Annotated in this window: 22 protein-coding genes; 7 read left to right on the top strand and 15 right to left on the bottom strand. The window is 68.0% G+C overall.

The window, feature by feature from the left end:
• Positions 1–122: 122 nt before the first annotated feature.
• From GO591_RS02215 to GO591_RS02205, 3 genes are read right to left on the bottom strand one after another with little or no spacing between them, the layout of a single operon-like run.
• On the bottom strand, positions 123–1,442 hold the full coding sequence (locus tag GO591_RS02215; protein ID WP_370455323.1) for an LCP family protein: 1,320 nt from the start codon (positions 1,440–1,442) through the stop codon (positions 123–125).
• Positions 1,439–1,906: a 5-(carboxyamino)imidazole ribonucleotide mutase gene (gene purE / locus GO591_RS02210; RefSeq protein WP_232466331.1), complete on the bottom strand. Its 468-nt coding sequence runs from the start codon at positions 1,904–1,906 to the stop codon at positions 1,439–1,441. The genes GO591_RS02215 and purE overlap by 4 nt, the downstream gene beginning before the upstream one ends.
• Before the next feature lie 46 nt (positions 1,907–1,952).
• Positions 1,953–3,080 carry a 5-(carboxyamino)imidazole ribonucleotide synthase gene (locus tag GO591_RS02205; RefSeq protein WP_157155310.1) on the bottom strand — a complete coding sequence of 376 codons (1,128 nt, stop codon included), beginning with the start codon at positions 3,078–3,080 and terminating at the stop codon, positions 1,953–1,955.
• Between the two features lie 67 nt (positions 3,081–3,147).
• Between GO591_RS02205 and GO591_RS02200 the strand changes: the two genes are divergently transcribed.
• Complete coding sequence (locus GO591_RS02200; protein WP_157155309.1) at positions 3,148–3,681, top strand: GtrA family protein; 534 nt, start codon at positions 3,148–3,150, stop codon at positions 3,679–3,681.
• On the opposite strand, the gene GO591_RS02195 is transcribed toward GO591_RS02200, so the two are convergent.
• From GO591_RS02195 to GO591_RS02180, 4 genes are all read right to left on the bottom strand, one after another.
• Positions 3,654–4,988, bottom strand: a complete 1,335-nt coding sequence (locus GO591_RS02195; RefSeq protein ID WP_157155308.1) for a UDP-glucose dehydrogenase family protein — start codon at positions 4,986–4,988, stop codon at positions 3,654–3,656. The two genes, GO591_RS02200 and GO591_RS02195, sit on opposite strands and share 28 nt — an antisense overlap.
• 97 nt (positions 4,989–5,085) lie before the next feature.
• Positions 5,086–5,640, bottom strand: a complete 555-nt coding sequence (locus tag GO591_RS02190) for a PH domain-containing protein (protein WP_157155307.1) — start codon at positions 5,638–5,640, stop codon at positions 5,086–5,088.
• A 3-nt stretch (positions 5,641–5,643) separates the two neighbouring features.
• On the bottom strand, positions 5,644–6,402 hold the full coding sequence (locus tag GO591_RS02185; protein ID WP_157155306.1) for a biotin--[acetyl-CoA-carboxylase] ligase: 759 nt from the start codon (positions 6,400–6,402) through the stop codon (positions 5,644–5,646).
• Between the two features lie 39 nt (positions 6,403–6,441).
• Positions 6,442–7,278: a Gmad2 immunoglobulin-like domain-containing protein gene (locus tag GO591_RS02180; RefSeq protein ID WP_157155305.1), complete on the bottom strand. Its 837-nt coding sequence runs from the start codon at positions 7,276–7,278 to the stop codon at positions 6,442–6,444.
• Positions 7,279–7,403: 125 nt separating this feature from the next.
• On the opposite strand from GO591_RS02180, the gene GO591_RS02175 reads away from it, so the two are divergent.
• Both GO591_RS02175 and GO591_RS02170 read left to right on the top strand, forming a co-directional pair.
• Complete coding sequence (locus GO591_RS02175; protein WP_157155304.1) at positions 7,404–8,156, top strand: polyprenol monophosphomannose synthase; 753 nt, start codon at positions 7,404–7,406, stop codon at positions 8,154–8,156.
• Between the two features lie 220 nt (positions 8,157–8,376).
• The gene (locus tag GO591_RS02170) at positions 8,377–10,140 is read left to right on the top strand and encodes an HNH endonuclease signature motif containing protein (RefSeq protein ID WP_157155303.1); all 1,764 of its coding nucleotides are present in this window, start codon (positions 8,377–8,379) and stop codon (positions 10,138–10,140) included.
• Between the two features lie 126 nt (positions 10,141–10,266).
• On the opposite strand, the gene GO591_RS02165 is transcribed toward GO591_RS02170, so the two are convergent.
• Genes GO591_RS02165 through GO591_RS02150 form a run of 4 tightly spaced genes read right to left on the bottom strand, consistent with a single transcriptional unit; the run spans position 10,267 to position 14,144 of the window.
• Positions 10,267–11,613, bottom strand: a complete 1,347-nt coding sequence (locus GO591_RS02165) for a DUF6716 putative glycosyltransferase (RefSeq protein ID WP_157155302.1) — start codon at positions 11,611–11,613, stop codon at positions 10,267–10,269.
• A gap of 25 nt (positions 11,614–11,638) precedes the next feature.
• Entirely contained in the window at positions 11,639–12,511 is an 873-nt protein-coding gene (locus tag GO591_RS02160; protein ID WP_157155301.1) for an N-acetylneuraminate synthase family protein, read from the bottom strand.
• Positions 12,508–13,203 carry an acylneuraminate cytidylyltransferase family protein gene (locus GO591_RS02155; protein ID WP_232466241.1) on the bottom strand — a complete coding sequence of 232 codons (696 nt, stop codon included), beginning with the start codon at positions 13,201–13,203 and terminating at the stop codon, positions 12,508–12,510. The genes GO591_RS02160 and GO591_RS02155 overlap by 4 nt, the downstream gene beginning before the upstream one ends.
• The gene (locus GO591_RS02150) at positions 13,200–14,144 is read right to left on the bottom strand and encodes a hypothetical protein (protein WP_157155300.1); all 945 of its coding nucleotides are present in this window, start codon (positions 14,142–14,144) and stop codon (positions 13,200–13,202) included. Before GO591_RS02150 ends, GO591_RS02155 begins: the two co-directional genes overlap by 4 nt.
• 209 nt (positions 14,145–14,353) lie before the next feature.
• Here GO591_RS02150 and GO591_RS02145 point away from each other — a divergent pair, with 209 nt between their 5' ends.
• Positions 14,354–15,955 (top strand): acyl-CoA carboxylase subunit beta, encoded by a 1,602-nt coding sequence (locus tag GO591_RS02145; RefSeq protein ID WP_157155299.1) that lies wholly within the window; start codon positions 14,354–14,356, stop codon positions 15,953–15,955.
• Positions 15,952–16,164: an acyl-CoA carboxylase subunit epsilon gene (locus GO591_RS02140; protein WP_157155298.1), complete on the top strand. Its 213-nt coding sequence runs from the start codon at positions 15,952–15,954 to the stop codon at positions 16,162–16,164. The genes GO591_RS02145 and GO591_RS02140 overlap by 4 nt, the downstream gene beginning before the upstream one ends.
• A 341-nt stretch (positions 16,165–16,505) precedes the next feature.
• Here the strand turns inward: GO591_RS02140 and GO591_RS02135 are convergent, their stop codons facing one another.
• The 4 genes from GO591_RS02135 to GO591_RS02120 form a co-directional block, all read right to left on the bottom strand.
• Positions 16,506–17,567, bottom strand: coding sequence for a hypothetical protein (locus tag GO591_RS02135; RefSeq protein ID WP_157155297.1), 1,062 nt, complete (start codon positions 17,565–17,567; stop codon positions 16,506–16,508).
• On the bottom strand, positions 17,564–18,763 hold the full coding sequence (locus tag GO591_RS02130; RefSeq protein WP_198295527.1) for a sensor histidine kinase: 1,200 nt from the start codon (positions 18,761–18,763) through the stop codon (positions 17,564–17,566). Before GO591_RS02130 ends, GO591_RS02135 begins: the two co-directional genes overlap by 4 nt.
• A 79-nt stretch (positions 18,764–18,842) precedes the next feature.
• Entirely contained in the window at positions 18,843–19,529 is a 687-nt protein-coding gene (locus tag GO591_RS02125) for a response regulator transcription factor (protein ID WP_198295526.1), read from the bottom strand.
• A 43-nt stretch (positions 19,530–19,572) separates the two neighbouring features.
• On the bottom strand, positions 19,573–20,811 hold the full coding sequence (locus GO591_RS02120) for a class I SAM-dependent RNA methyltransferase (RefSeq protein WP_157155296.1): 1,239 nt from the start codon (positions 20,809–20,811) through the stop codon (positions 19,573–19,575).
• Between the two features lie 21 nt (positions 20,812–20,832).
• Here GO591_RS02120 and GO591_RS02115 point away from each other — a divergent pair, with 21 nt between their 5' ends.
• Both GO591_RS02115 and GO591_RS02110 read left to right on the top strand, forming a co-directional pair.
• Complete coding sequence (locus GO591_RS02115) at positions 20,833–21,465, top strand: Maf family protein (protein ID WP_198295525.1); 633 nt, start codon at positions 20,833–20,835, stop codon at positions 21,463–21,465.
• Positions 21,466–21,659: 194 nt separating this feature from the next.
• Positions 21,660–23,411: an acetyl/propionyl/methylcrotonyl-CoA carboxylase subunit alpha gene (locus GO591_RS02110; RefSeq protein ID WP_157155294.1), complete on the top strand. Its 1,752-nt coding sequence runs from the start codon at positions 21,660–21,662 to the stop codon at positions 23,409–23,411.
• Positions 23,412–23,448: the final 37 nt, after the last annotated feature.

Here is a 23,448-nt window from a genome sequence, read left to right as displayed (position 1 = left end):
GGCTCGAGAGTCGTGGCTGTCATGCGATCGAATCGTGACTTTCTCGCTGCAAAGCGGCCCCCCTGCGTGATTCGAGACGCGAGCTCGCTGAGCGAGCGCGCTCCTCAATCAGCGACTTGCCGTTACTCGGCGGGCGCCGGTGGGGCTGTCGCCTCGGCGACCATTTGGTGAACTTGATCGAAGTCGGGGTCCACATTGTCGACCGCCGGGGGCACGAGCTCCAGGTCCGTGATCGGCTGCTGCTGCGTCTTGCCGGCGAGTTCGGTGAAGCGACCGAGCATGCCCTGCGGAATGTCGGTCGAAACCACCTGGGTGCCAGCGTCTGCGACCGCCTGAAACTTCGACAGCACGTTCGCGGGCTCGAATTGCGTGAGAATCGCCGTCTGCACCTGACGCTGGCGCTCCATCCGGTCGAAGTCCGTGGTGTTGTAGCGGGTACGCGCGTACCAGAGCGCCGTCTCGCCGTTCATGTGCTGCGGCCCTGCCTCGATGGCGCCGGTCGGTTCCTTTCCATTGATGCCGATCACGACCCGTTCGGGCACGTTGATGTCGATACCGCCAAGAGAGTCGATGAGTTGTGCGAAGCCCTGCATGTCGATCAGCACGTAGTACTGCATGGTGAGCCCGGTGACGCCCTCGACGGCGTCGCGCATCGCCTCGACTCCAGGGTTGCTGCCCTTGCTCTCGGCATCCGGATACAGCTCCGGATGCTCCAGGCCGTAGGTGTACAGATAGCTGATCAGGCAGTCGTCACCACAGTCGTACCCGGTCGGGTACTCCTCGTAGAGCGGTGAGCCCTCACTGAACGGAGCGTCGTACAGGTTGCGTGGGATGCCGATCATGGTCGCGGCACCGGTCTCGGCGTCGATGCTCGCCACCGAGATGCTGTCGGGGCGCAGACCCATCCGGTCGGGCCCGGCGTCGCCGCCGAGCAGCATGATGTTGTAGCGCCCGTCAATCGGCTCGGCGATGTCGCCGCCACCGAAGATCGACTGGATCGCGCCGCGGCCGACCCCGGTGAGGTAGGCGCCGTACGCGGCGGTACCGGCCGTGGCGACCAGCGCGAGCACGGTCAGTCCGGCGACGAGCGGGCGCGCGCCGGGCTTCGCCTTGATCAGCCGGATCAGCCGCAGGGTATCGAACGTGAGAATCAGCCACAGCACCGCGTAGAACACCAGACCGAGCTGCACGACCCAAAGCACCCAATAGTTGGTGAGCAGCGTGAGCGTGAACTCGCGTGCCGCGAACCAGCCCACCAGCAGTGCGACGAGGATCACCCAGAGCAGGATCGTCGCGCCAAGCCCGAACCGGCCGAGCTTGCGGTTGCCGGCGAGCACCTGCGCCGAGCCCGGGATGAGCACGTTCAGGCCGACCAGCCACCAGGCGCGCTTAGTCATCACCTCGCTCGAGGTGAGGTCGGGGTTGCGTACGGGGGTGGTCACAGGCTGTTCTTGAGGGCCGAGTTCTTTTCTTCGACGAGGGTTTTCAGACTCTCGGCGTAGTCGGCCAACTTCTGGGAGAGGTCGGGGTCGGATGTCGCCAGCATGCGTGCTGCGAGAAGGCCGGCGTTGCGCGCCCCGCCGATCGATACGGTGGCCACCGGTACTCCGGCGGGCATCTGCACGATCGAGAGCAGAGAGTCGAGCCCGTCGAGCTTCGCGAGCGGCACCGGGACGCCAATCACGGGCAGGGTGGTGACCGAGGCGAGCATGCCCGGCAGGTGCGCGGCGCCGCCGGCGCCGGCGATGATGGCGCGCAGACCGCGGCCCGCGGCATCCGTGCCGAACTGGATCATCTTCTGCGGTGTGCGGTGCGCGGAGACAACCTCCACCTCGTGCGGGATGCCGAAATCAGCGAGGGCAGCGGCGGCATCCTTCATCACGGACCAATCGGAATCCGATCCCATGACGACGGCAACGAGGGGTTTTGACACGTCGCAATAGTAGGGCCGGTTACTGGAAGTGCGCTGCCGCGGCGCGCGCCCGGTAGGCCACGTCGTCAAGGTCATTGCCGACCACGGTGACGTGGCCGACCTTGCGGCCCGGCCTCGGATCCTTGCCGTAGTTGTGGATCTTCGCGCTCGGCTGCGCGGCGAACGCTGCCGGGTAGCGGTCGGCGAGAGTGCCGTCGGTGGGTCCGCCCAGAATGTTGATCATGACACTCCACGCGGCGCGCGGGCTGGTGTCGCCCAGCGGCAGATCGAGCACCGCACGCAGGTGCTGCTCGAACTGGCTGGTGACCGAGCCATCGATCGAGAAGTGTCCGGAATTGTGCGGGCGCATCGCGAGTTCGTTCACCAGCAGCCGACCGTCCACGGTCTCGAACAGTTCGACGGCGAGCACGCCGGTGACATTGAGGCCCTCGGCGATGGCGCGACCGATCCGCGATGCCTCGCCCATGCCGGTCGAATGTTCGGCGGGCGCGATGACCTCCACGCAGACGCCGTCCTTTTGCACCGTCTCGACGACCGGCCAGGTGCGCATTTCGCCGCTCGGCCGCCGAGCGACCAACTGGGCGAGTTCGCGGCGGAAGTCGACGAGCTCCTCGACCAGCAGGGCTCCCCCGCGGCCGTCTTCGGCCAGCGTCGTGAACCAGTCGTCGACATCGTGGGCATCGCGCACCACGCGCACGCCCTTGCCGTCGTAACCGCCACGGGCGGTCTTCACGACGGCGGCTCCGCCGTTGTCGGCGAGGAACTGACCGAGCTCCTCGGCGGTCTCCACCTTCGCCCAGACCGGCACGGGCAAGCCCAGTTCGCTGAGTCGGGTGCGCATGTCGATCTTGTCCTGCGCGTACTGCAGCGCGTCCGGGCCGGGGTGCACCTGGTAGCCGCGGCTGACCAGCTCGCGCAGGATCGGCTGCGGAACGTGCTCGTGGTCGAAGGTGATCGCATCGAGACCCTCGGCGAAGGCGAGCACGGTGTCGAGATCGCGGTAGTCACCGACCGCCGATGCGGCGAGGCTTGCCGCCATGTCCTCGGCCTCGGCGAGTACCCGGATATCGAGCCCCAGGTTGATCGCAGCGGGGATCATCATCCGGGCAAGTTGCCCTCCGCCGATTACGCCGACTTTCAGGGCCATGGATTCTCCCGGTGACTAAACTCGATTGCAGTACCCCTCTATCCTTCCCCATCGATCGGCTACCCGGATGCGTGCGCTAGCAGCTCAGTTCGCCCGGTTCGGCACGGTCGGTGCTCTCGGGTGGCTTGTGGATGTCGCGGTATTCAACCTGCTTTGGCTGACGGTGCTCTCCCCCGACGAGGTTGACGGCGGCGCGTTCTGGGCAAAAGTAATCTCGACCAGCGTCGCGATCCTGTTCAACTGGCTGGGCAACCGCTACTGGACTTTCCGGCACCACCGCCGTCGGGACACCCTGCGCGAGGGCATCGAGTTCCTCGTTGCGTCGCTGCTCGGAATGCTCGTGGCATTGGGCTGTCTGTGGGTGTCGCGCGAGGTGCTCGGCTTCACCTCGCTACTGGCGGACAATGTGGCCTCGAACGTCATCGGCCTCGGGCTCGGCGCGTTGTTGCGCTTCGTGCTCTACCGGAACTGGGTGTATGCGCCGCACCGGGCGGCGTCCGCGCGTCCCGCTCAAGCCACGGCCCACGCCGCTCAGTCCGATCGCGACAAGCTCGGTCGGCCGGAAGCGCTCGATCAGCGGGAAGCAACCCCGGCAAGCTGAGGCGTCGGCGCGCCCGGACGACCCAGCGCACGATAGTGCCAGCCGGCGGCACGCCAGAGCACCGGATTCAAGCAGTTGCGCCCATCGACGATCGTGCGCTCCGATACCAGCGCCGCAAAGTCGTCCGGATCGAGTTCTCGGTACTGCCGCCATTCTGTGAGCAGGACGACTGCGTCGGCATTTGCCGCCGCCTCTTCGGCAGTGGCGACATACGTCAGCTCCGGCCGGCGACGGCGAGCCGTCTCCACAGCTTCGGGATCGGTCGCCACGACTGAGGCCCCTTCCGCGACGAGGCGAGCGGCGACATCCAGCGCCGGCGAATCGCGCACGTCGTCGGAGTCCGGCTTGAACGCCAGACCGAGCACCGCGATCCGCTTTCCGTCGAGTGATCCGCCGACGACCTCACGGGTCAGATCGACCATGCGACTGCGGCGGCGGAGGTTGATGGCGTCGACCTCACTGAGGAAGCTGAGCGCCTGGTCGACACCGAGTTCCTCGGCGCGGGCCATGAAGCCACGGATGTCCTTCGGCAGGCATCCGCCACCGAAACCCAGTCCGGCGTTCAGGAAACGCCGACCGATACGCGCGTCGAGGCCGATCGCGTCGGCGAGCTGGGTGACGTCGGCGCCGGTGACCTCGGCGATTTCTGCCATCGCGTTGATGAAAGAAATCTTGGTGGCGAGGAACGCGTTCGCCGAAACCTTCACCAATTCCGCGGTGGCGTAGTCGGTGACGATCCGCGGGGTTTCCGCAGCGATCGCCTCGGCGTAGACCTCGTCGAGGGTTGCGACGGCGGCGTGGTCACCGTCGCGCACGCCGTACACCAGCCGGTCCGGGCTGAGGGTGTCCTGGATCGCGAAGCCCTCGCGCAGGAACTCGGGATTCCAGGCGAGCCGGGCGCCGGTAGCCTCAATTCGCTCAGCCAGCTGGGCGGCCGTGCCGACGGGAACGGTCGACTTGCCCACCACCAGGTCGCCCGGCGTCAGGTGCGGCAACAGCGCTTCGATCGCGCCGCGGACGTAGGTCAGATCGGCGGCGTTACTGTCCGGTTGCTGGGGGGTGCCAACCGCGATGAAGTGCACGGATGCCTCAGAGGCATCCGCAATGTCGGTGGTGAAGCGCAGCCTGTCCTTGCCCTCGACCAGCAGTTCGGGAAGACCGGGCTCGAAGAAGGGAGCATGCCCTGCCGCGAGCGCCGCCACCTTCTGCTCGTCGACATCGACACCGACGACGGTGTGGCCGAGTTTGGCCATGCTGGCCGCGTGCACTGCGCCGAGGTAACCGCATCCGATGACGGAGATCTTCACGCGAGCAAACTATTCGCGAGAGGTAGTCGGCAGGCGTCCTGCGGGTGAACGACAGGCGTCGTTACCGGTTAGCGACACACCGGTTGACTGCGGACGATTACCGGTTACCCCACACGGCCGTCGCGTCGTCAGCACGGGACTGCTCTTCCTGCCGACGGGCGGCGATCGGGTTCTGGCTGCGCTCCATCAGATCGTGCAGCGCGGCCTGCACGAGGTCCGCCCGCGGAACGTCCTTGAGCACAACCGGATGTTCCAGCCCGGTGTTGATCCGGACGTGGCCGCTGCGAAAGATCAGCTGCAGCCCATTCCGGCGCACCGTGATGTCGTAACCGCGGCTGTGCAGCAGCTCCTGCCGCACCCGTACGAAGAATCCAGTGCGCAGCACGAGGCGGCGAGTGGTGATGGTGTAGTTACGGCCGAGCCAGCGCAGCAGCGGCACGAACCAGAGGAGCAGGACGGCTAGCAGGCCGGCGGCCAGCACCGCGATGTTCTGCCATGGCTCGGCGAATCGTCCGTAAAAGTAGGCGGTGCCGAACGCCGAGGCAAACAGCGCGATCGTCGGCCAGACCAGCGCGCGTCCGTGGGACCGCAGTCGCGCTACCACCGCCTCGGGAGCCTGTGCGACGGGCGCGGTGTAAGGCTCAGGGGACATTCCTTATTCATACCTCAGATGGGTAACGTCACCGGCCGCGACAGCCACTTCGGAGCCATCCGAGGTGCGAACGAGCAGCCGCCCTGATTCGTCAACACCGGTCGCTTCGCCGGTCAGGATCTCACCGCCGGGCAACTGCACCTTGACCGCCTGGCCGATGGTCGTACACGCCTCGATCAGCGCGCTCCGGATGCCGCTGGCCTCGGCATCCCCAGACGCCTTACGGAACGCGCTGTACAACCCGTGCAGCTCGGACAGGTAGCCCTGAAGCGCCCGGTCGGGATCGCCGTCGCCGTGCAGGCCGACCGAAGTGGCAACCGGGGTCGGCAACTGGTCCGCCGGGATCGAGAGATTCAGGCCGGCGCCCAGGATGACGGCATCCGCGTCACCGGTCACCTCGGCAAGGATGCCGCTGACCTTGAGTCCGGCGATCTGCACGTCGTTCGGCCACTTCAGGCCGACGCTGGCGTCAGGCAGCAGCCGGCTGACGGTGCGCGACATGGCCAGCCCGGCAATCAGCGGCAGCCAGCCGAAGCTGTCCGCGCCGGTGCCCGGCCGCAGCAGCACCGAGATCGCGAGCGTCTGCCCCGGCGGCGCCACCCAGACCCTGCCCAGCCGGCCACGACCGGCGGTCTGGTGATCGGTGACGACGATGCTGAAGTCCCCGGCATCCGAGCCGCCCTTCAGCTCGTCGTTCGTCGAGCCGGTCTGCTCGAGGACACGGATCTGTGGGAAGGCCTCGAGGCTGCGCGGCAGGTGCATGACTCAAGGCTACGGTGACCTGGCAGGTTGAAGGCGCCGTCAGGAGCGGAGTTCGATCTGCACCGGGAACTCGTTCTGGATGCTGCCGTCCTCGGCGCTGATGTTGAATGCGACGACATCGTAGAAGCCAGGGGCCAGCGTGGGGAGTGTCACGATCTCGCCGAACGGAGACTCCACGCCGGCTTCAGCGGTCATCAGCTGCCGGGTGAACACGGCTGCGCCCGAAGCATCCCGGATCTCCACGGTCAGCGCCGCTTCGAACACGTTCGCCAGTCCCTGGATCGCCAGATTGCCTCCCGACGGAACGCTGTCACCGCAGACCGGGCTGGTCAGCAGGATCGGCGGGCGGTCGCTGGCGATCACGATCGGGCGCTCGACCACGTTGATCGGCCGGCCGTTCTCGGCACTCAATTCATAGGCACGCAGCGTTGCAGGCTCGTCCCCGGTGGATTCAGGCGCGAATCCGAGCCGGGCCTCCCACGTGCCTCGAGTGCCGCTTCCGGAGGTCGCCATGATGTGGCGGAGGCACAGGATGTCGCCCGCCTGGTTCACGACATCCACGGTGAGTGCCGCTTCGAAGGTGTTCGCGGTGCCGCTGGCCGTGAACGGAACCTCCACCGTGGCTCCTTCGCGGGGGAGGTTGATGATGATGGCGGCTTCGGCAGGCGGCGACGAGGGCGATCCCGACGGCGTCGGCGACCTGGTCGCCGTCGGCACGGGCGTCGTGGGATCGGGCGTCGTGGGCTCGGTGGGAGATGTGCCGGGCGAGACCGGCGGGGTGGGCGACGGCGTCAGGGCGGGGAAACCGTCACAGCCGGTCAGTGCGGCGCCGAGCACCGCTGCAGCAAGAAGAATAGATAGCCGGTGCCGAACCATGAGCGTGGTCCCTTTCTGCGCTGAAATCTAACCCTCGCGGCGGCGGACAGAGCCGATCGTTGTCAACCAGTTATCCGACTAGTCCGGCGTCTCTGGCTGGGGCTCATATTTGACAGAATGGGCCGGTGATCGAATCGAGCCGTGGCCCGGCTGCGGCGCGGGTGCTCGTCATCACGCCGACCTACAACGAGAAGGACAATCTCGCGCCGGTGCTCGAGCGGCTGTTCACCGCACAGCCGACGGTCGACGTGCTCGTCGTCGACGACAACAGCCCGGACGGCACGGGTCGGGTCGCTGATGGGATGGCGGCATCCGACCCACGCATTCAGGTGTTGCACCGCGGCGGCAAACAGGGCCTGGGCGCCGCGTATCTGGCGGGGTTCCGCTGGGGGCTTGAGCACGGCTACGACGTGATCGTCGAGATGGACGCCGATGGGTCGCACCCTCCGAGCGCTCTGGCTGCGATGCTGACCGCGGTGGCGGAGGGTGCTGGGCTCGCCATCGGCTCCCGATGGGTGCCCGGCGGGCAGGTCGTCAACTGGGCATGGCCCCGGCGCTGGCTGAGCCGCGCCGGCAATGGCTACACGCGGATTGCGCTCCGAATTCCGGTGCGGGACGCCACTGCCGGCTTCCGTGCCTACCGGGCAGACGTGCTGCGCCAGCTGCCACTTGAAGACGTGCACTCCCGCGGCTACTGCTTCCAGGTCGACATGGCGCTGCGAGTGCTGGATGCCGGGCATCGCGTCGCGGAGACACCGATCATCTTCCGGGAGCGCGAACACGGCGAATCCAAGATGAGCGGCGCAATCGTATTCGAAGCGATGGCGCGGGTGACCTGGTGGGGGCTGCGGCGGCGGTTCGGACGCCGCACCCGCTGATTGACCGGGTGGCGCGGCTGATCGGTTTGCACGCGCTGATCGGGCTTGCCATCCGCTGGTCGGGCCTCTCACGCGCTGATCGAGACGGTTACCCGTTGACTGAGCTTGCCCAGCGCGCCTCCTTCCCTGTTTCCCGCCCGTCCTCTCCTCCCCAAAAAATTTCTTGACGACTTATTCGAAAGGCATTCGTATTTATCTTCGAAGCTGAAACAATGGATGCATGCCACAAATCGCAGCTACATACGAGGAGACGGTGGCCGACCTAGTCGCCGCCGTCGGGTGCGTGCCCGTCTCGTCGGCTGCGCTGCAAGGGCTGTCGGATGACGTGCTGCTAGCGGTGCATGGTCAGTTCGCCGACGCCAGACGGATGCTCGACGCCCGCGCCACCGAGGTGACCGGTGAGATCGCCGCGCGTTCGGTGCGCGAGAACGGGCACGATGGGCTCGTACAGCGCAAGGGTTTCGGCTCGACGACCAAGTTCGTCCAGCAGACCACCGGTACCACGCCTCGGGATGCCGCCCGCCAGGTTCGGGTGGGCGTAATCATGCGCGAGCACCCGGCTGATCCGGATTCTTCAGCTCCAGCTCCACCACCAACGAAGCCATGGCTCACCGACGCGATCGACGCGGTCCGAGCGGGCTGGCTCTCGGCCGATGCCCTCGACGGCATAGAGCGCGGGCTCGGTGAGGTGACCGAGACCATCTCAGCGGCCGCGTTGATGAACGCGGCCGCTGTTCTGTTGCAGAGCCTCCGACAATCTCACGCCGCTGGTCTGCCGGCCGATGAGCGGCAGGTGTTCTCCCTGGCCCGGTCATTGCGGGAAGAGCTCGATGACGCGTTGATTGCGGAACGCGAGCAGTTCCTTCATCAGCAGCGGTCGTTCCGACGGGTCACGGGGCCGAATGGGCTGCCCAGGTTCATCCTTGATCCGGATGTCGAGACCGCCGCCTTGCTCGACGACCTGTACGACAAGATCACCTCGCCCCGCCGCGGTGGGCCCCGATTCGTCGACGCCGCAGGGAAAGCCTGGGCACAGCGAGTCGTGGACGACCCGCGGACGACCGACCAGTACGTGCACGATGCCATGGTCGATCTGTTGCGGTTGGCGATCAGCACCGGCAGCGCCGACACGCGTCAAATCCTCGGGACGCGGCTGCCGGCCGTCCGGGTGCTGGTTGCAGCGCCCAACCTCGAGAGCGGACGTGGTCCCGCGCGCCTCGAAAACAGCGATATCCCGGTTTCCGTTCAGACGGCAGAACGAATCATCTGCACCGCGGGCGCCCTCTTGCTCACCGTTGATGGCCATGGACAGCCACTGAAGTTGGGACGCAAACGTCGGCTATTCAGTCCCGGTCAACGCGTCGCTCTCGCCGCCCGAGACGGCGGATGTCTCTGGCCGGGGTGCCCGGTCTGCGCTGACATGACTGAGGCCCACCACATCGAAGAGTGGCAGCGCGACGAGGGGAAGACCGACACTGCAGATGGGGTTCTCCTTTGCCGTTTCCATCACCTGCTGCTGCACAACAACGGCTGGCAAGTTATTCGGCGAGGTGGCAGCTACTTGCTGATCCCGCCGCCCAGCGAGGACCCGCAGCAGACGCCCATTCCGATGCCATCCAAGAGTGCCGTGCTGCGCGACGTGATGAGCCCGGCACGGAATGCCCTGGGCGGACGAGGCGGCACTCGGTTTCCTGCCCGGGCCCAGGCGCCGGCCCCGGCCCCGGCGCCAGTCGATGTGCCCATCGGCGCCAGATCACCTGGCGAAAGCCGACCACCCAGCGAAAGCCCACCACCCAGCGAAACCTCGCTACCCAGCGAAACACCACCACCCAGCGAAACCTCGCTACCCAGCGAAACACCACCACCCAGCGAAACCTCGCCACCCCGGGAAACCTCGCAGCCCGGCGGAGCACCGCCCCCGAGCGAAAGTCCACCAGCCGGACACCACGGAACCGACGCCGTACCAATCGCCTCAGGTGGCTAGTGGAGAGGATCGGCGGGTGGTCGATCGCCCGTCAGGATGCTCGCAGCTATTCGGACCCGCCATGATGAGATTCGGATCCGCCATGATGAAACAGGAGGCCGGCGGCCGAGCCGCTGAGGCGTCGGATCAGCCGGCGGGCAGACTCTTACGCAACCGGCGCAGCGCCTTGAGCGTCGGCAGGGCCACCGAGCCGACGACGAGCGCGAGCGACCCGCCCACGCTTCGGTCGTAACGACCGAGCGCCTGCTTGCGCCGCCACGCCCTGCCCAGCGGACCGCCGGCGATCCGCCGGAACGGCCGCACCGGCAGATTGCCGCGCTCTCGTTCCAGGTTGAGCGCGTCAAGGTGGTCGAGCCAATCATCCTGGGCGGCACCGTGAAAGTAGTTCTCGTCCAGCCAGCCCGGATTGACCACACCGAAGCGGCCAGCGGCGAGATCCTCGAGCGAGCCGAACAAGCCACTGTCCTCGAAGATCTCGTTGATCTGCGCCGGACCGACCCCGAAATCATCGAGGGCGAGCACCGGCAGCCCGCGCGCGATCGCCTCGAGCGCCGCCGTCGAGCTGACCGTGACGAGCGCGCCGGCACGATCGAGCGCATCCGCCATCGAGCTGTGATCGAGGACGAGGTTGGCCGGGGCATCCGGCAGCTCAGCCAACAGCTCGTCGTACCCGTCGCGTTCCCGGTGTGTCTGCTGCTCGCCGGGACGCGCGCGCAGTTTGATCACGACACGGCGGGTGGGGTCGGATGTCGCCAGGGCGGCGAGTGCCTTCAGGAGGCGGATCCGGTCCGGACGCTTGGCCGGGACGATTGCTTGCGCGGCGAAGACTACGTCGGTGCCACGGGTTTCGAGACGCGTTCTCGCTGCGCTCGGGCGCTCCTCAACCACCGAGGTGGGGCGGGTCTCGGCAGGCTCGACCAGCGGGGCGGGCGGCGGGGACGACGGCAGAAACGGCAGCGTGGCCAGCCCAAACCGCATCGGGATCCGCTGCTCGGCGGCGAGCGTGTTGAACTCCCGCCGCTCCCGCCGCGAGTGCACGACGAAGAGGTCAGCCTGGGATCGGTGCGTGATCGCCCGCTTCCGCACCGGCACGCCGATGCCCGGCAGGCCGGTGACCAGCACCGGGCGCCGCGAACCGCCCCGCCGCGAACCGTCCCGCCCGGACCCGTCCCGCCCCGACCCGTGGTGAGCGACACCGAGCACCAGCTCGGCGACCGATCCGAGAGTGGACGCCACGACGACATCCGGTCGCTCGATCGCCAGCCAATCCTTCAACTCGCGCAGGGTGAGCATCGGCACGTCTGCCGCGTCGAGCCCGGTGCCGAGCAGGGCGGTGCGCACCTGGTCGGCGCTCGGCGCGAGCGGGGTCGCCAGCAGCACCAACCGCTTCTGCCAGGCATCCGGCATCGCCGCCAGCAACGATGCCGCCCACTTGGAGTAGGAGTCGGTGTCGGCGACCGCGACGACCTTCACGCAGCCACTCTCACACGAACCGCCGTCACGCGAGGACGCGACGCAGCTTCGCCTGCGGGGCCAGCTCGCCCGGGAACACGCGCTTCACGCCGTCGCCCATGGCCTGCTCGATGATCCGGATATCGCGGACCAGGTTCTCGAGGCCGTGCGGCTCCAGCGAGGCGGCGTGATCCGATCCCCACATGGCACGGTCGAGGGTGATGTGTCGCTCGACGACGGTCGCCCCCAACGCGACCGCGGCGAGCGAGATCTGGAGTCCGGTCTCGTGGCCGGAGTAGCCCACCGGGACACCCGGGTAGCGCTGCTGCAGGGTGGGGATCATGCGCAGGTTCGCCTCCTCGGGAGGCAGCGGGTAGGTGGAGGTGGCGTGCAGGATGACCAGGCCGTTGGTGCCGAGCATGTCAACGGCGGCCTCGACCTCCTCGAAGGTCGACATTCCGGTGGACAGGATCACCGGCTTGCCGGTGGCGGCGATCCGCGCGAGCAGGCCCATGTCGGTGATCGACGCCGACGCGATCTTGTAGGCGACGACGTTCATGTCCTCGAGGAAGTCCACCGAGGGCTCGTCCCACGGCGACGCGAACCAGTCCAGGCCGCGCATGGTGGCGTAGTCGCCGATCTCGGTGTACTCGGCGCGCTCGAACTCCACCCGGTAGCGGTACTCGAGGTAGCTCATGGTTCCCCACGGAGTGTCCCGCGGGGTGAGCTTCATGTGCTCGGGCGTGGCGATGTCAGGGGTGCGCTTCTGGAACTTGACCGCCTGCGCCCCGGATTCCGCCGCCACGTCAATCAGCTGCTTCGCCAACTCGACATCCCCGTTGTGGTTCAGACCGATCTCGGCGATGACGTACACCGGCTCGTTCTCACCAATGATGTTGTTCCCAATGCGGACCTTCATGGGTTCCTTCTTTCTGCGAGTGTCGGTTGTGCGAGTGTCGCGAGGTGGTCAGCGAGCCTGAGTTGCTCGACTGTGTCGATCTCCAGCGCGTCCGCTTCGTCGACCACGGCCATGCCGATCCGGCCGAAGAAGCGAAACCGCGCCTTGCGGAAGCCATCGGCGCGCATCACGTAAAACGCGCCGGTTTCTTGGAACTGCGGGTCGCGATCCTGCCGGCGAGGGCGAACGGATGCCTCGTGGTTGACCGCTTCGGCACCGTCCGCGCCCTCCCGCCAGAGGAACGCGTGGGTAGGCGCCGCGGAGAAGACGACGTCCTCACCGGCGGCAACCCGGTCAATGGCAGCGTCGATCGCCGCCGGGTCGATGAACGGTGAAGTGGGCTGGATGAAGACGAGCACCACCGGCGCGCTCTCGAGCACCTCGAGCGCATGCAGCAGGGCGTCTTCGGAGCTGGACTCGTCGCGGGCGAGCTCAGCCGGCCGGTCGATCACCTCGGCGCCGGCTGCGCGAGCGACCTCGGCGATCTCGGCATCGTCGGTGGACACGTAGACGGTGTCGACGCGTTCGCTGGCCAGGGCGGCATCCACGGCGCGCGCAATCAGCGGCCGGCCGCCGACCAGGCGCAGGTTCTTGCGCGGCACCCCCTTGGAGCCGCCCCGAGCGGGGATCACCGCAACCACCCGCCCGTTCACGGGGTGCTCTCTTTTCCGGTGGTTGAGGAGCGAGCGCCAGCGAGCGTCTCGAAACCCCCAACCCCCACCTCAGACACTGTGCTCCCCGTCCCCGCGAGCACAATCCGCAACGTGTCCACCGCACTCGACGGCAGGCTGACAATCTCCAGCGGCTTGTCGGTGCCGGCGAGCGCCAGCTCCACCGGCAGCCCGGTCTGCACGACCTGGACCCCCGGCACCGCGGCGACGCGGTCGAGATCGGTCTCCCGACGGTGCGGCAGATACACCACCGGTCCGGCGGCCGCCTGCGCCCGCACCCACCCGAGGTGCGCATCGGCGGTCATCAGCCCGTCGACCACGCGCGCGGTACCGAGCAGAACGCGGGACTGCGGCATCCGGATGGCGGATCCTGCCCGGCGCACCCAGGTGAAGCTGTTCGCCTCAACCATCCCGCCAGCGCGGCGGAACGCCGCCAGCGGCGGCAGCGCCCGGTGGTGATAGGTGAACAGAGTGGTCTGCGCGGATCGCAGCACCGACCGCGCCATCCGCCCGAGCAGCCGCATGGTGGGGCCCTCGCTGACGTTCGGCCTCGCGAACTTCGCCCGCCCGCTGAATGCGTCGGCGAGGCGCAGGGTCATCGCGCCGTCATCGACGAGCACGACCCGTTCCGGGCGCAGCCGGGCCAGGGCCAGCCTGGCCTGGCCGGACAGCGCGTCGCCGAGCAGCCAGCCTTGGTGGCGGCGCAGTTGCGACCACGGGATGTCGCGGGCCTTGGCGGACAGGAGCACCCCGTCGGGCAGTCCTCGCCGGACGATTTCGCGGGCGGTGGAGGCCATCTGCGGACCGGTGTCGCGCGGAATGATCGTCATGCGCGCGCCGGTGGCGGCCGAGAACTCGACCGCTCCAACCAGCTGTAGCGGGGACTCAACCCACGCAAGCGAAACGGCACGCACGGTTGGCACGTTATGGAGCGGAAGTTACCGGTTCGGGGGACACCCGGTGAACGGCGGGTGGCCGCAAGGTTGCCATTTCGCTGGTCGAGCTTGCCGAGACCGGCCTGGACGAGGCCGGCCAGAGCGGGTGTCTCCTGCGCTCGCACCAACGATTCGCCCTCAGATTGTGGCCATGCCACAACGGCAGGCCCACCTGACCCGTCGCTAGAGTGAAAAGCGTGACCGCAGACGCTACCCCCTCGCCCGACCTGTCCACGACCGCTGGCAAGCTCGCTGATCTCAAGGAGCGCTACCACGAAGCGGTGACGGCCAGCGGCGAGGCCGCTATCGCCAAGCAGCACGCCAAGGGCAAGAAAACCGCCCGGGAACGGATCGAGCAGCTACTCGACCACGGCTCGTTCGTCGAGCTGGACGAGTTCGTGCGGCACCGCACCCACGCGTTCGGCATGGAGAAGAAGCGCCCATACGGCGACGCGGTGGTCACCGGAATCGGCACCATCCACGGCCGGCAGGTCGCGGTGTACTCGCAGGACTTCACCATCTTCGGCGGCTCGCTCGGCGAGGTCGCCGGCGAGAAGATCATCAAGGTGATGGACCTGGCCCTGAAGACCGGCGTGCCGATCATCGGCATCCTCGACTCCGGCGGGGCGCGCATCCAGGAGGGTGTCGTCGCGCTCGGCAAGTACGGCGAGATCTTCCGCCGCAACACCCAGGCCTCCGGCGTCATCCCGCAGATCTCGATCATCTGCGGCCCGGCAGCCGGCGGCGCGGTCTACTCCCCCGCGCTCACCGACTTCGTGATCATGGTCGACAAGTCCAGCCAGATGTTCGTCACCGGACCGGACGTGATCAAGACCGTCACCGGTGAGGATGTCGGCATGGAAGAGCTCGGCGGAGCGCTCACCCACAACAAGATCTCCGGCGTCGCTCACTACCTCGCCAGCGATGAGGATGACGCGCTCGACTACGCGCGCACCCTGCTCGCCTACCTGCCGGACAACAACCTGGCCGAACTGCCGGCGTACGAGAATGAGTCCGAGCTGGAGATCACCGACGCCGACCGCAAGCTGAACACGGTCATCCCGGACTCCCCGAACCAGCCCTACGACGTGATCAGCATCATCGACCACGTCACCGACGAGGGATCCTTCCTCGAGGTGCAGCCGTTGTTCGCGCCGAACATCGTGATCGGTTTCGCCCGCGTCGAGGGACGCTCGGTCGGCGTGATCGCCAACCAGCCGAACGCGATGGCCGGTACCCTGAACATCGACGCCGGCGAGAAGGCGGCCCGGTTCGTTCGCTTCTGCGACGCGTTCTCGATCCCGATCATCACCCTCGTCGACGTCCCCGGCTACCTGCCCGGCACCGACCAGGAGTGGACCGGGGTCATCCGCCGCGGCGCGAAGCTGCTCTACGCCTACGCCGAGGCCACCGTGCCGCTGATCACCGTGATCACCCGCAAGGCCTACGGCGGCGCTTACATCGTGATGGGCTCCAAGCAGCTCGGCGCGGACATCAACTACGCCTGGCCGACCGCCGAGATCGCCGTGATGGGCGGCCAGGGCGCGGTGAACATCCTCTACCGGAACGAGATCCGCGAAGCCGAGCAGAACGGCGAGGACGTCGCCGCGGTGCGCACCAAGCTGGCGAACGAGTACACCTACAACGTGGCTTCCCCGTTCCTGGCCGCCGAGCGCGGCGAACTCGACGGCGTGATCGAACCTGCGGCGACGCGCGTCGCGATCATCAAGGCGCTGCGGGCGATGAAGACCAAGCGGGCGGCGCTGCCGGCGAAGAAGCATGGGAACATCCCGCTGTGACCGAGAACCTCGATCTGCGGGTCACCAGCGGTTCCCCATCCGGCACCGAGCTCGCGGCCACGCATGCCGTGCTCGGTGCCGCGGTGCAGCAACTCTCCGATGAGACCCACCGTCGCAAGCAGACCGGACGCTCGGCGTGGGACTTGAGCACACGGGTGCTCCGGATGCCACTTCAGCCGCAGTCCGGGTGGAGATCATTCTCGGGCTAAGTTGTACCCCTTGTGTGCCTCGATCGGGGGTAGGGTGCCAGCTTCTGCCCCGTGATTTCAACGAGTGAGCGAAGGGTCGCACCGAAAGATGTCCCCCGGTAGTCCCCCGAAATGACGACTTTTGCTCTTGCGCGGCAGGTACGACTATAGATATTGCTAGGTGTCTCTCACAGAGCGATACCAACCAATCATCAGCCGACTAGGGTAAGCGGGCTGATGACTGGGGGCGAGTCAGGACAATATTCGGGTTGTTGTCCTGACTCGGGGTTTGGAAGGGCCGTGCGGGATGCGCGGCCCTTCCTCTTTTAACCGGGTCATCCATTGACCGGGTCAGCCGGTGGCTACTCCGCCAGCGCCTCAGACCGCGCCGTCGCCACCCGCGAGATCTCCAGCCACAACGCCACCTCGTCATCCTCAGACTCCTGGCCGAGGGCGCTGGCGTGGCCGTTGTCGACGTTTCGCAGTCCGACGACTGTGACCGCGACATCCGACCCCTCGGGCACCGTGCGCACGATCACGCGGTCGGCGTCTGTACCCCGCAGGGCGGTGGCCAGCTCGTCGAGCACCCGTTCCAGTTCGGTCTCGCTGAGGTCATCGATCCCGCCCTCATCGAGCAGGGTGACCGTGGCGCCGCGGCGGCGGGCGGCCATCACCTGTTCGCGCACCCCATCGTTCAACAGCTTGCGGCCGCGGATCTCGTCGCGGATGGCGCCCTCGAGGTTCAGGCACTCGCGGCGTTCTTCCGGGGTGAGCTCGCCCTTGCGGGCGGCGATCTTCTTCAGCATCGGCAGCGCCATGCTGCTGGTCTGGCCGAGCCGGATCTGGCGCTCGGAGAGGTGCGCCTCCTGCGCGGCATGCCATTCGGCGGCCTCGCGTTCGGCCTGCGCGAACCGACGAGAGTCCCGGGTCGCCTTGGCGATCGCCCGGCTGAGAATGTGCGAGACGGCGACCCACACGCAACTGCCGATCACACCCAGCGCGCCGAGCGCCGGCAGCCCCGACCAGATCACCGTCTGCGCCACCAGGAAGATCGTCCCGATCCACGCCCAGAGGTGCCTTCGGCGGGTGGAGGTGATCGTCATGAGCGTGCCCACGGCGGCGACGTACCAGGTGGCGTACCCGTTGCCGCCGTCACGGTTCGGATCGAGTTGCGCGGTCACCAGCAGCGGGAGCGCGATCGCGACAGCGACGGTGATGGCTGCGATCCAGCGGGGCATCCGCTTGCCCTTGGTCGGGGCCAGGCTGAGCGCGGTTGCCGCGGCGTAGAGCGCCATGGCGACGATGATCGGCACGTTGTCGGCGGCGTAGTCGGCCAGCAGCGAGTAGGCGGCCAGCACCAGGTGGTAGCCCGAGAACAGGCTGGCGATCGCGAGGACCAGAACGCGGGGGATGCCGATGTTCATTCGTTCACCTCATCGTCCTCATCGTCCTCATCGTCGGCCTCGACGGGGGAACCGGGTGACGCCGGGCGGTGAGGCCAGCGGATGTCGACGACACAGCCGTGCCCGGGGGCGCTGCGCACCTCGGCACGCCCGCCGACGCCCTCCAGCCGTTCGATGATCGAGACGCGCACGCCCAGGCGTTCCTGCGGGATGGTGTCGACATCGAAGCCCACGCCGGTGTCGCCGACCTCGATCGCCAGGCCGTCGGCGATTCCGCTGATGCGCACCCAGCGGCGGATGCCTCGCTGATGGCCGGCGTGCTGCTGCGAGTTGACGACCGCCTGCACAGCCGCCGAGTAGAGCGCATCGGCGGCGCCGGTCGGCAGCCGCACCGCTCCGACGGACTGCACGACCACGTCCATGTCGACCGCCACAGCGCCCGCCGCCGCGGCAATCCGTTTGGCGACGACATTGGCGCGGATGGTGGTTCCGTCATCCGGGCCGACCGCGGCGGCATCGCGCAAGTGGCGGATGGCCAGCCTGGCCATGTCCGCGGCGAGGGCCTTGGCCTCGGGAGATTCCGCGCGCCCCGCGGAAATGAACGTGGTCAGCACACTGTCGTGCACGATGGCGTCGACCTGCACCCGCTCCAGGTCGGTCGCGTGCTGGCGCACGGCCGATCCGTACCGGTCCAGCGCCGTGGACTGCGCGGCATCCACCGCGCTCGAGGCCTGCCTGAGCATCGTCATCATGATCAGCACCGCGCCGCCGAGCAGGATCGCGTACATCACGTCGAGCGCGGCTTGTACCCCGGTGGAGCCGCCGCCCTGCGGGGTGAGCCGGATCACGCCGTAGAGCACGGGCACGGCCAACAGGTATGCCGTCGCCCACCGCCGCGACATCCCGATCGCCGCCGACGAGGTGGCGACGGTCAGCATGTAGTACAGCCAGTGGTTACCCGCGGACGCGGAAGCCGGGTCCTCGACGGTGAATGGCCAGCTGATCAGCGCGGCAACGTACGCCAGCGGCACGATGTGGTTGGCGACCCGGACACCGAACTGGGCGAGCGACGCGGCGAACGCGAGGATGAGACTGCCGAACAGTCCGGTGACGACCGCGGCTGCCCATACCGGTGGAGCCTGATCGATCTGGGCGACCATCGCCGGCACGGTCTGCGCGCCGAACAGCAGGCCGAAGACCGCGACGCTGCGCGTCATCACCGTTTCGACCCGGCGGCGACTGATCGGGTTTCGGGTCGGTTTGAGAGGGGGGTGGGACTTTAGGGACTCCGGGAGGCTACTGCTCATCGTCGGCATCAGGGTCCAGCCCGGGCAGGATGCCGTCTTCTACCGCACGGCGCAGCAGGTCAACCTTGGTCGGGGCGGGGCGTCCCACCTCGACATACTTCACTCGGATCCGGTCGAGGTACTCGCGCGCGGTCGAGTAGCCGATGCCGAGCTGCTCGGCGGCGAGCTTCAGCGGTAGGCCGGAGGCGTACAGGTGCAGGATCTCGCGCTCACGGCGACCCAGCTGCGCCTTGGCGAAGTCACGGTCGGCGTCGATCGCGCTCGCCCACTCGAGGTTGTTCAGCACCTCGCCGCGCGCGACGGTGGCCGCCGCGGCCAGCACGGTCTTGGTCGCCGAGGACTTCGGGATGACGCCGGCCGCCCCCGCGGCGAGCGCCTCACGCACGCTGGCGACCCGATCGGCGATCGAGTGCACGAGCACCGCCGCGCCGAGCGCCTGGACGCTCTTCACGTTCTCGGTCACGGTGGAGCCGTCGCCGAGCGACAGGTCGAGCACGACCACGTCGCATTCGCGTCCGTCGAGGCCCTGCGCGAGGTCGCCGACAGTCGAGGTGGCGACGAGGAAGTCGAAGCCCTCGTCGGTGAAAGCAGCCTTCAGCCCCAGCCGCACCGATTCATGGTCGTCAACGACCGCCACTCGGACCGGCGTCGCCTGTGCGTCTGCCACCATCGTCATGCTGTCTCCTCGCCCCCGTGAACCTCGTCCATCGTAGCGACCCTCAGACGCGGGTCAGTGAACCGACGGCCTCCACATGGTGCGTGTTCGGGAACATGTCGAGCGCCCGCAGTTTGGTCAGCTCGTACCCGTGGCCACGGAACAGATCGACATCGCGCGCGAACGCCACCGGGTCGCAGGCGACGTAGACCACCTGGGCGGGGTTCAAGCCGGCGAGGGTGTCGACGACCTCACGCCCGGCTCCCGAGCGCGGCGGGTCGAGCACGACGGTCGCCTTCTCGAGGCGTGCGCGCTCGGCCGGGCCCGCGGATGCCGCGAGCTCACGCACCCAGCGCTCAACGCGTCCGGTGACGGCGTTCGCCCCGAGCCAGTCGGCGAGGTTCCGGGCGGCGTGGTCCGTGGCATCCGGGTCCGACTCGACACTGGTGATGCGCACGGTGCTGCCGAACCGGTCGCCGACGGCCGCGGCGAGCAGGCCGACGCCGCCGTACAGGTCGAGGTTCGCGGCCTTCGGGTCGAACAGGGCGTCGTCGATCGCCTGCTGCACCGCCTCGGTGAGGGTCACCGCGGCATGCCGGTGCACCTGCCAGAAACCGGAGTCCGACAGCTTGAACTCACGCTCGCCGACCCGCTCGGTGATCTCGCTGCGGGCCTGCTTGCCGATGATCAGCCGAGCGCCGCTCTCGGAGGGCGCCAGCACGTCGACGTGGTCCTCGCCGGGGAACCGGTCGCCGAGCGGAGCCGTTTCGGCGACCTCGTCGACCGCCAGTGGCAGGTCGCGCACCGGGATCACCCGGTGTGAGCGGACCGCGTACGGACCGATCACGCCACTCTCGTCCACGTGCAGCCGCAGCCGGGTGCGCCAGCCGGTGCCGTCGGCCGGGCCGGGCAGCGGCTCGACGGTGACATCCGCCGCAACACCCGTCTCCAGCTTCGCCATCCGCTTGAGCGCGTCGGTGAGCACCTGGCGCTTCAGCTCGCGCTGGTGGCCGATCTCGATATGCCCGAACTCGGCGCCGCCGGCCCGGTTGTCGGGATCACGGTCGACGGAGGCCGCCGACCAGACGTGCTCGCGGCGGTGCTCGCTCGGTTTCAGCACCTCGACGGTGTCCGCCCGCCAGAAACTCTTCTTGCGGTCGTCACTGATCCGCGCGCGCACGGTCTCACCGGGGATCGCGTCGGAGACGAAGATCACCCTGCCGTCATGCCGCGCCACGGAGATGCCGCCGTGGGCGATATTGGTAACCTCAAGCTCGACGTCGCGTCCGATCCATTCACCCATCCTTCGAGCATAGGAGCCCGCGTGCGCCTCTACCTCGCGTCGACCTCACCCGCTCGACTGGCGACACTGCGAGCGGCGGGCATCGAACCGGCCGGACTGATCAGTCCGGGGGTGGACGAGGAAGCCGTGACGGCAGCCCTCGGCCCGGTGACACCGGGGCAGATGGTGCTGGAACTCGCACGCGCGAAAGCTACCGCGGTCCTCGGACATTTCGTCGACGGGGACCCGTTCGACGGGTTCATCCTCGGCGGCGACTCCGCGTTCGAGTTCGACGGCGTGGTTTACGGCAAGCCGCATGAGCCCTCCGTCGCCCGGTCCCGCTGGCAGGCGATGGTCGGCCGCAGCGGTGTGCTGCACTCCGGTCACTGGTTGATCGATCACCGCGGCGGCGAGGTGCGCGGCGAGTATGGCGGCGTCGAGGACGCGACCGTGTCGTTCGCGCCGGATATCACCGAGGACGAGATCGACGCCTACATCGCGACCGGCGAACCGCTCGAGGTCGCCGGCGCTTTCACCGTGGACGGACGGGGCGCCGCGTTCATCACCTCGGTCGACGGCGCGCCGTCCACCGTGATCGGACTCTCGGTGCCGACGCTGCGGCACCTGCTGCGCGCCGGCTTCGACATCCCGCTGCACCAGTTCTGGAACCGCTGACTCCGGCTGCGCCCCGCGTTCTCCCGTGAGGTGCCCAAAAGTCCTAGTGAGCGGGCTCTCCGACTAGGACTTTTGGGCACCTCACGGATGCCACCCGATCGCGGGGTTTTGTAGGTGTCACGCAGGGCCTTCCTCGGGTTTTTGTAGGCGCCACCCAAAAAGCTGCGGTATCCGCGACCGTAGGCTGGAGAACTATGGTCCGTATCACGAAGGTTCTTATCGCCAACCGGGGAGAGATCGCGGTACGGGTTATCCGTGCGGCGCGGGATGCCGGCATCCTCGCCGTCGCCGTCTACGCCGACCAGGATCGCGACGCCCAGCACGTCAAGCTCGCCGACGAGGCGTACGCCCTCGACGGCACCACCAGCGCCGATACCTACCTCGTGATCGACAAGATCCTCTCGGTCGCCCGCCGCTCCGGCGCCGACGCCGTGCACCCGGGCTACGGCTTCCTCGCCGAGAACGCTGACTTCGCGCGCGCCGTGACCGGTGCCGGCCTGATCTGGATCGGCCCGTCGCCCGAGGCGATCGAGCAGCTGGGTGACAAGGTGTCCGCGCGGCACATCGCCGAGAAGGTCGGCGCGCCGCTTGCTCCTGGCACGCTGAATCCGGTTGCGGATGCCGCGGAAGTGCTGTCCTTCGTGGACGAGCACGGCCTGCCGGTCGCCATCAAGGCTGCGTTCGGTGGCGGTGGCCGCGGCCTCAAGGTCGCCCGCACCCGCGATGAGGTCCCCGAGCTGTTCGAGTCCGCCACCCGTGAGGCGATCACCGCGTTCGGTCGCGGCGAATGCTTCGTCGAGAAGTACCTGGACCAGCCCCGTCACGTGGAAACCCAGTGCCTGGCCGACGCCGAGGGCAACGTGGTGGTCATCTCAACCCGTGACTGCTCGCTGCAGCGCCGTCACCAGAAGCTCGTCGAGGAGGCGCCGGCACCGTTCCTCACCGACGAGCAGAACAAAGCGCTCTACGACGCGTCGAAGGCGATCCTGCGTGAGGTCGGCTACGTCGGCGCCGGAACTTGCGAGTTCCTGATCGGCAAGGACGGCACCGTCTCCTTCCTCGAGGTGAACACCCGGCTGCAGGTGGAGCACCCGGTCTCCGAAGAGGTCACCGGCATCGACCTGGTGCGCGAGCAGTTCCGGCTCGCCGAGGGTGGGCTGCTCGACTACGACGACCCGACCCCGGTCGGCCACTCGTTCGAGTTCCGCATCAATGGCGAGGACCCGGGGATGAACTTCATGCCCGCGCCCGGCGCGGTGCACGTGTTCAAGGCGCCCGGCGGCCCCGGTGTGCGCGTCGACTCCGGCGTGATCGCCGGCGACGTGATCTCCGGGTCGTTCGACTCGCTGCTGGCGAAGCTGATCGTCACCGGCGCGACCCGCGATGAGGCGCTCGCTCGGGCGCGTCGCGCTCTGGACGAGTTCGAGGTTGCCGGCATGCCCACTGTGCTGCCCTTCCACCGGGCGATCGTCAATGACCCGGCGTTCACCGCAGCACCGTTCGGTGTCTACACCCGCTGGATCGAGACCGAGTTCAACAACGACTTGGAACCGTGGAGCGGTGAGCTGCTCGAGTCCGTACCCGCAGCGAAGCGGCACGCGGTCGTCGTCGAGGTGGATGGCAAGCGGATCGAGGTCTCGCTGCCGACCCGTCTGCTTCCGTCGACCGGGGCCGCGGCATCCGGTCCCGCCCCGCGTCGCCGCGCGTCCAGCGCGGTCTCGACGATCACCGGCGACTCGGTGAAGGCGCCCATGCAGGCGACCATCGTCAAGCTCGCGGTGGCCGACGGCGACAAGGTCGTCAAGGGCGACCTGGTGCTGGTGCTCGAGGCGATGAAGATGGAGCAGCCGATCACCGCGCACAAGGACGGCACGGTCTCCGCGGTGAACGCCGCGGTCGGCACGACGGTCTCGTCGGGGCACCTGCTGTTGTCGATCGTCGACTAGAGGGCTTCTGGCGGCATGTGCGTCGTCGCCGAGCCGA

The organism is Diaminobutyricimonas sp. LJ205, from assembly GCF_009755725.1.
Taxonomy (GTDB): Bacteria; Actinomycetota; Actinomycetes; order Actinomycetales; family Microbacteriaceae; genus Ruicaihuangia.
The sequence above is the reverse complement of the archived record's forward strand: the minus strand, read 5'-3'. Positions and strand labels throughout refer to the sequence as shown.

Excerpts from the sequence above, each read along its gene's own strand:
- purE (WP_232466331.1), bottom strand. The coding sequence starts at position 1,906 with ATGGGATCGGATTCCGATTGGTCCGTGATGAAGGATGCCGCCGCTGCC.
- GO591_RS02205 (WP_157155310.1), bottom strand. The coding sequence starts at position 3,080 with ATGGCCCTGAAAGTCGGCGTAATCGGCGGAGGGCAACTTGCCCGGATG.
- GO591_RS02200 (WP_157155309.1), top strand. The coding sequence starts at position 3,148 with ATGCGTGCGCTAGCAGCTCAGTTCGCCCGGTTCGGCACGGTCGGTGCT.
- GO591_RS02190 (WP_157155307.1), bottom strand. The coding sequence starts at position 5,640 with ATGTCCCCTGAGCCTTACACCGCGCCCGTCGCACAGGCTCCCGAGGCG.
- GO591_RS02185 (WP_157155306.1), bottom strand. The coding sequence starts at position 6,402 with ATGCACCTGCCGCGCAGCCTCGAGGCCTTCCCACAGATCCGTGTCCTC.
- GO591_RS02180 (WP_157155305.1), bottom strand. The coding sequence starts at position 7,278 with ATGGTTCGGCACCGGCTATCTATTCTTCTTGCTGCAGCGGTGCTCGGC.
- GO591_RS02170 (WP_157155303.1), top strand. The coding sequence starts at position 8,377 with ATGCCACAAATCGCAGCTACATACGAGGAGACGGTGGCCGACCTAGTC.
- GO591_RS02160 (WP_157155301.1), bottom strand. The coding sequence starts at position 12,511 with ATGAAGGTCCGCATTGGGAACAACATCATTGGTGAGAACGAGCCGGTG.
- GO591_RS02135 (WP_157155297.1), bottom strand. The coding sequence starts at position 17,567 with ATGAACATCGGCATCCCCCGCGTTCTGGTCCTCGCGATCGCCAGCCTG.
- GO591_RS02130 (WP_198295527.1), bottom strand. The coding sequence starts at position 18,763 with ATGACGCGCAGCGTCGCGGTCTTCGGCCTGCTGTTCGGCGCGCAGACC.
- GO591_RS02125 (WP_198295526.1), bottom strand. The coding sequence starts at position 19,529 with ATGACGATGGTGGCAGACGCACAGGCGACGCCGGTCCGAGTGGCGGTC.
- GO591_RS02120 (WP_157155296.1), bottom strand. The coding sequence starts at position 20,811 with ATGGGTGAATGGATCGGACGCGACGTCGAGCTTGAGGTTACCAATATC.
- GO591_RS02110 (WP_157155294.1), top strand. The coding sequence starts at position 21,660 with ATGGTCCGTATCACGAAGGTTCTTATCGCCAACCGGGGAGAGATCGCG.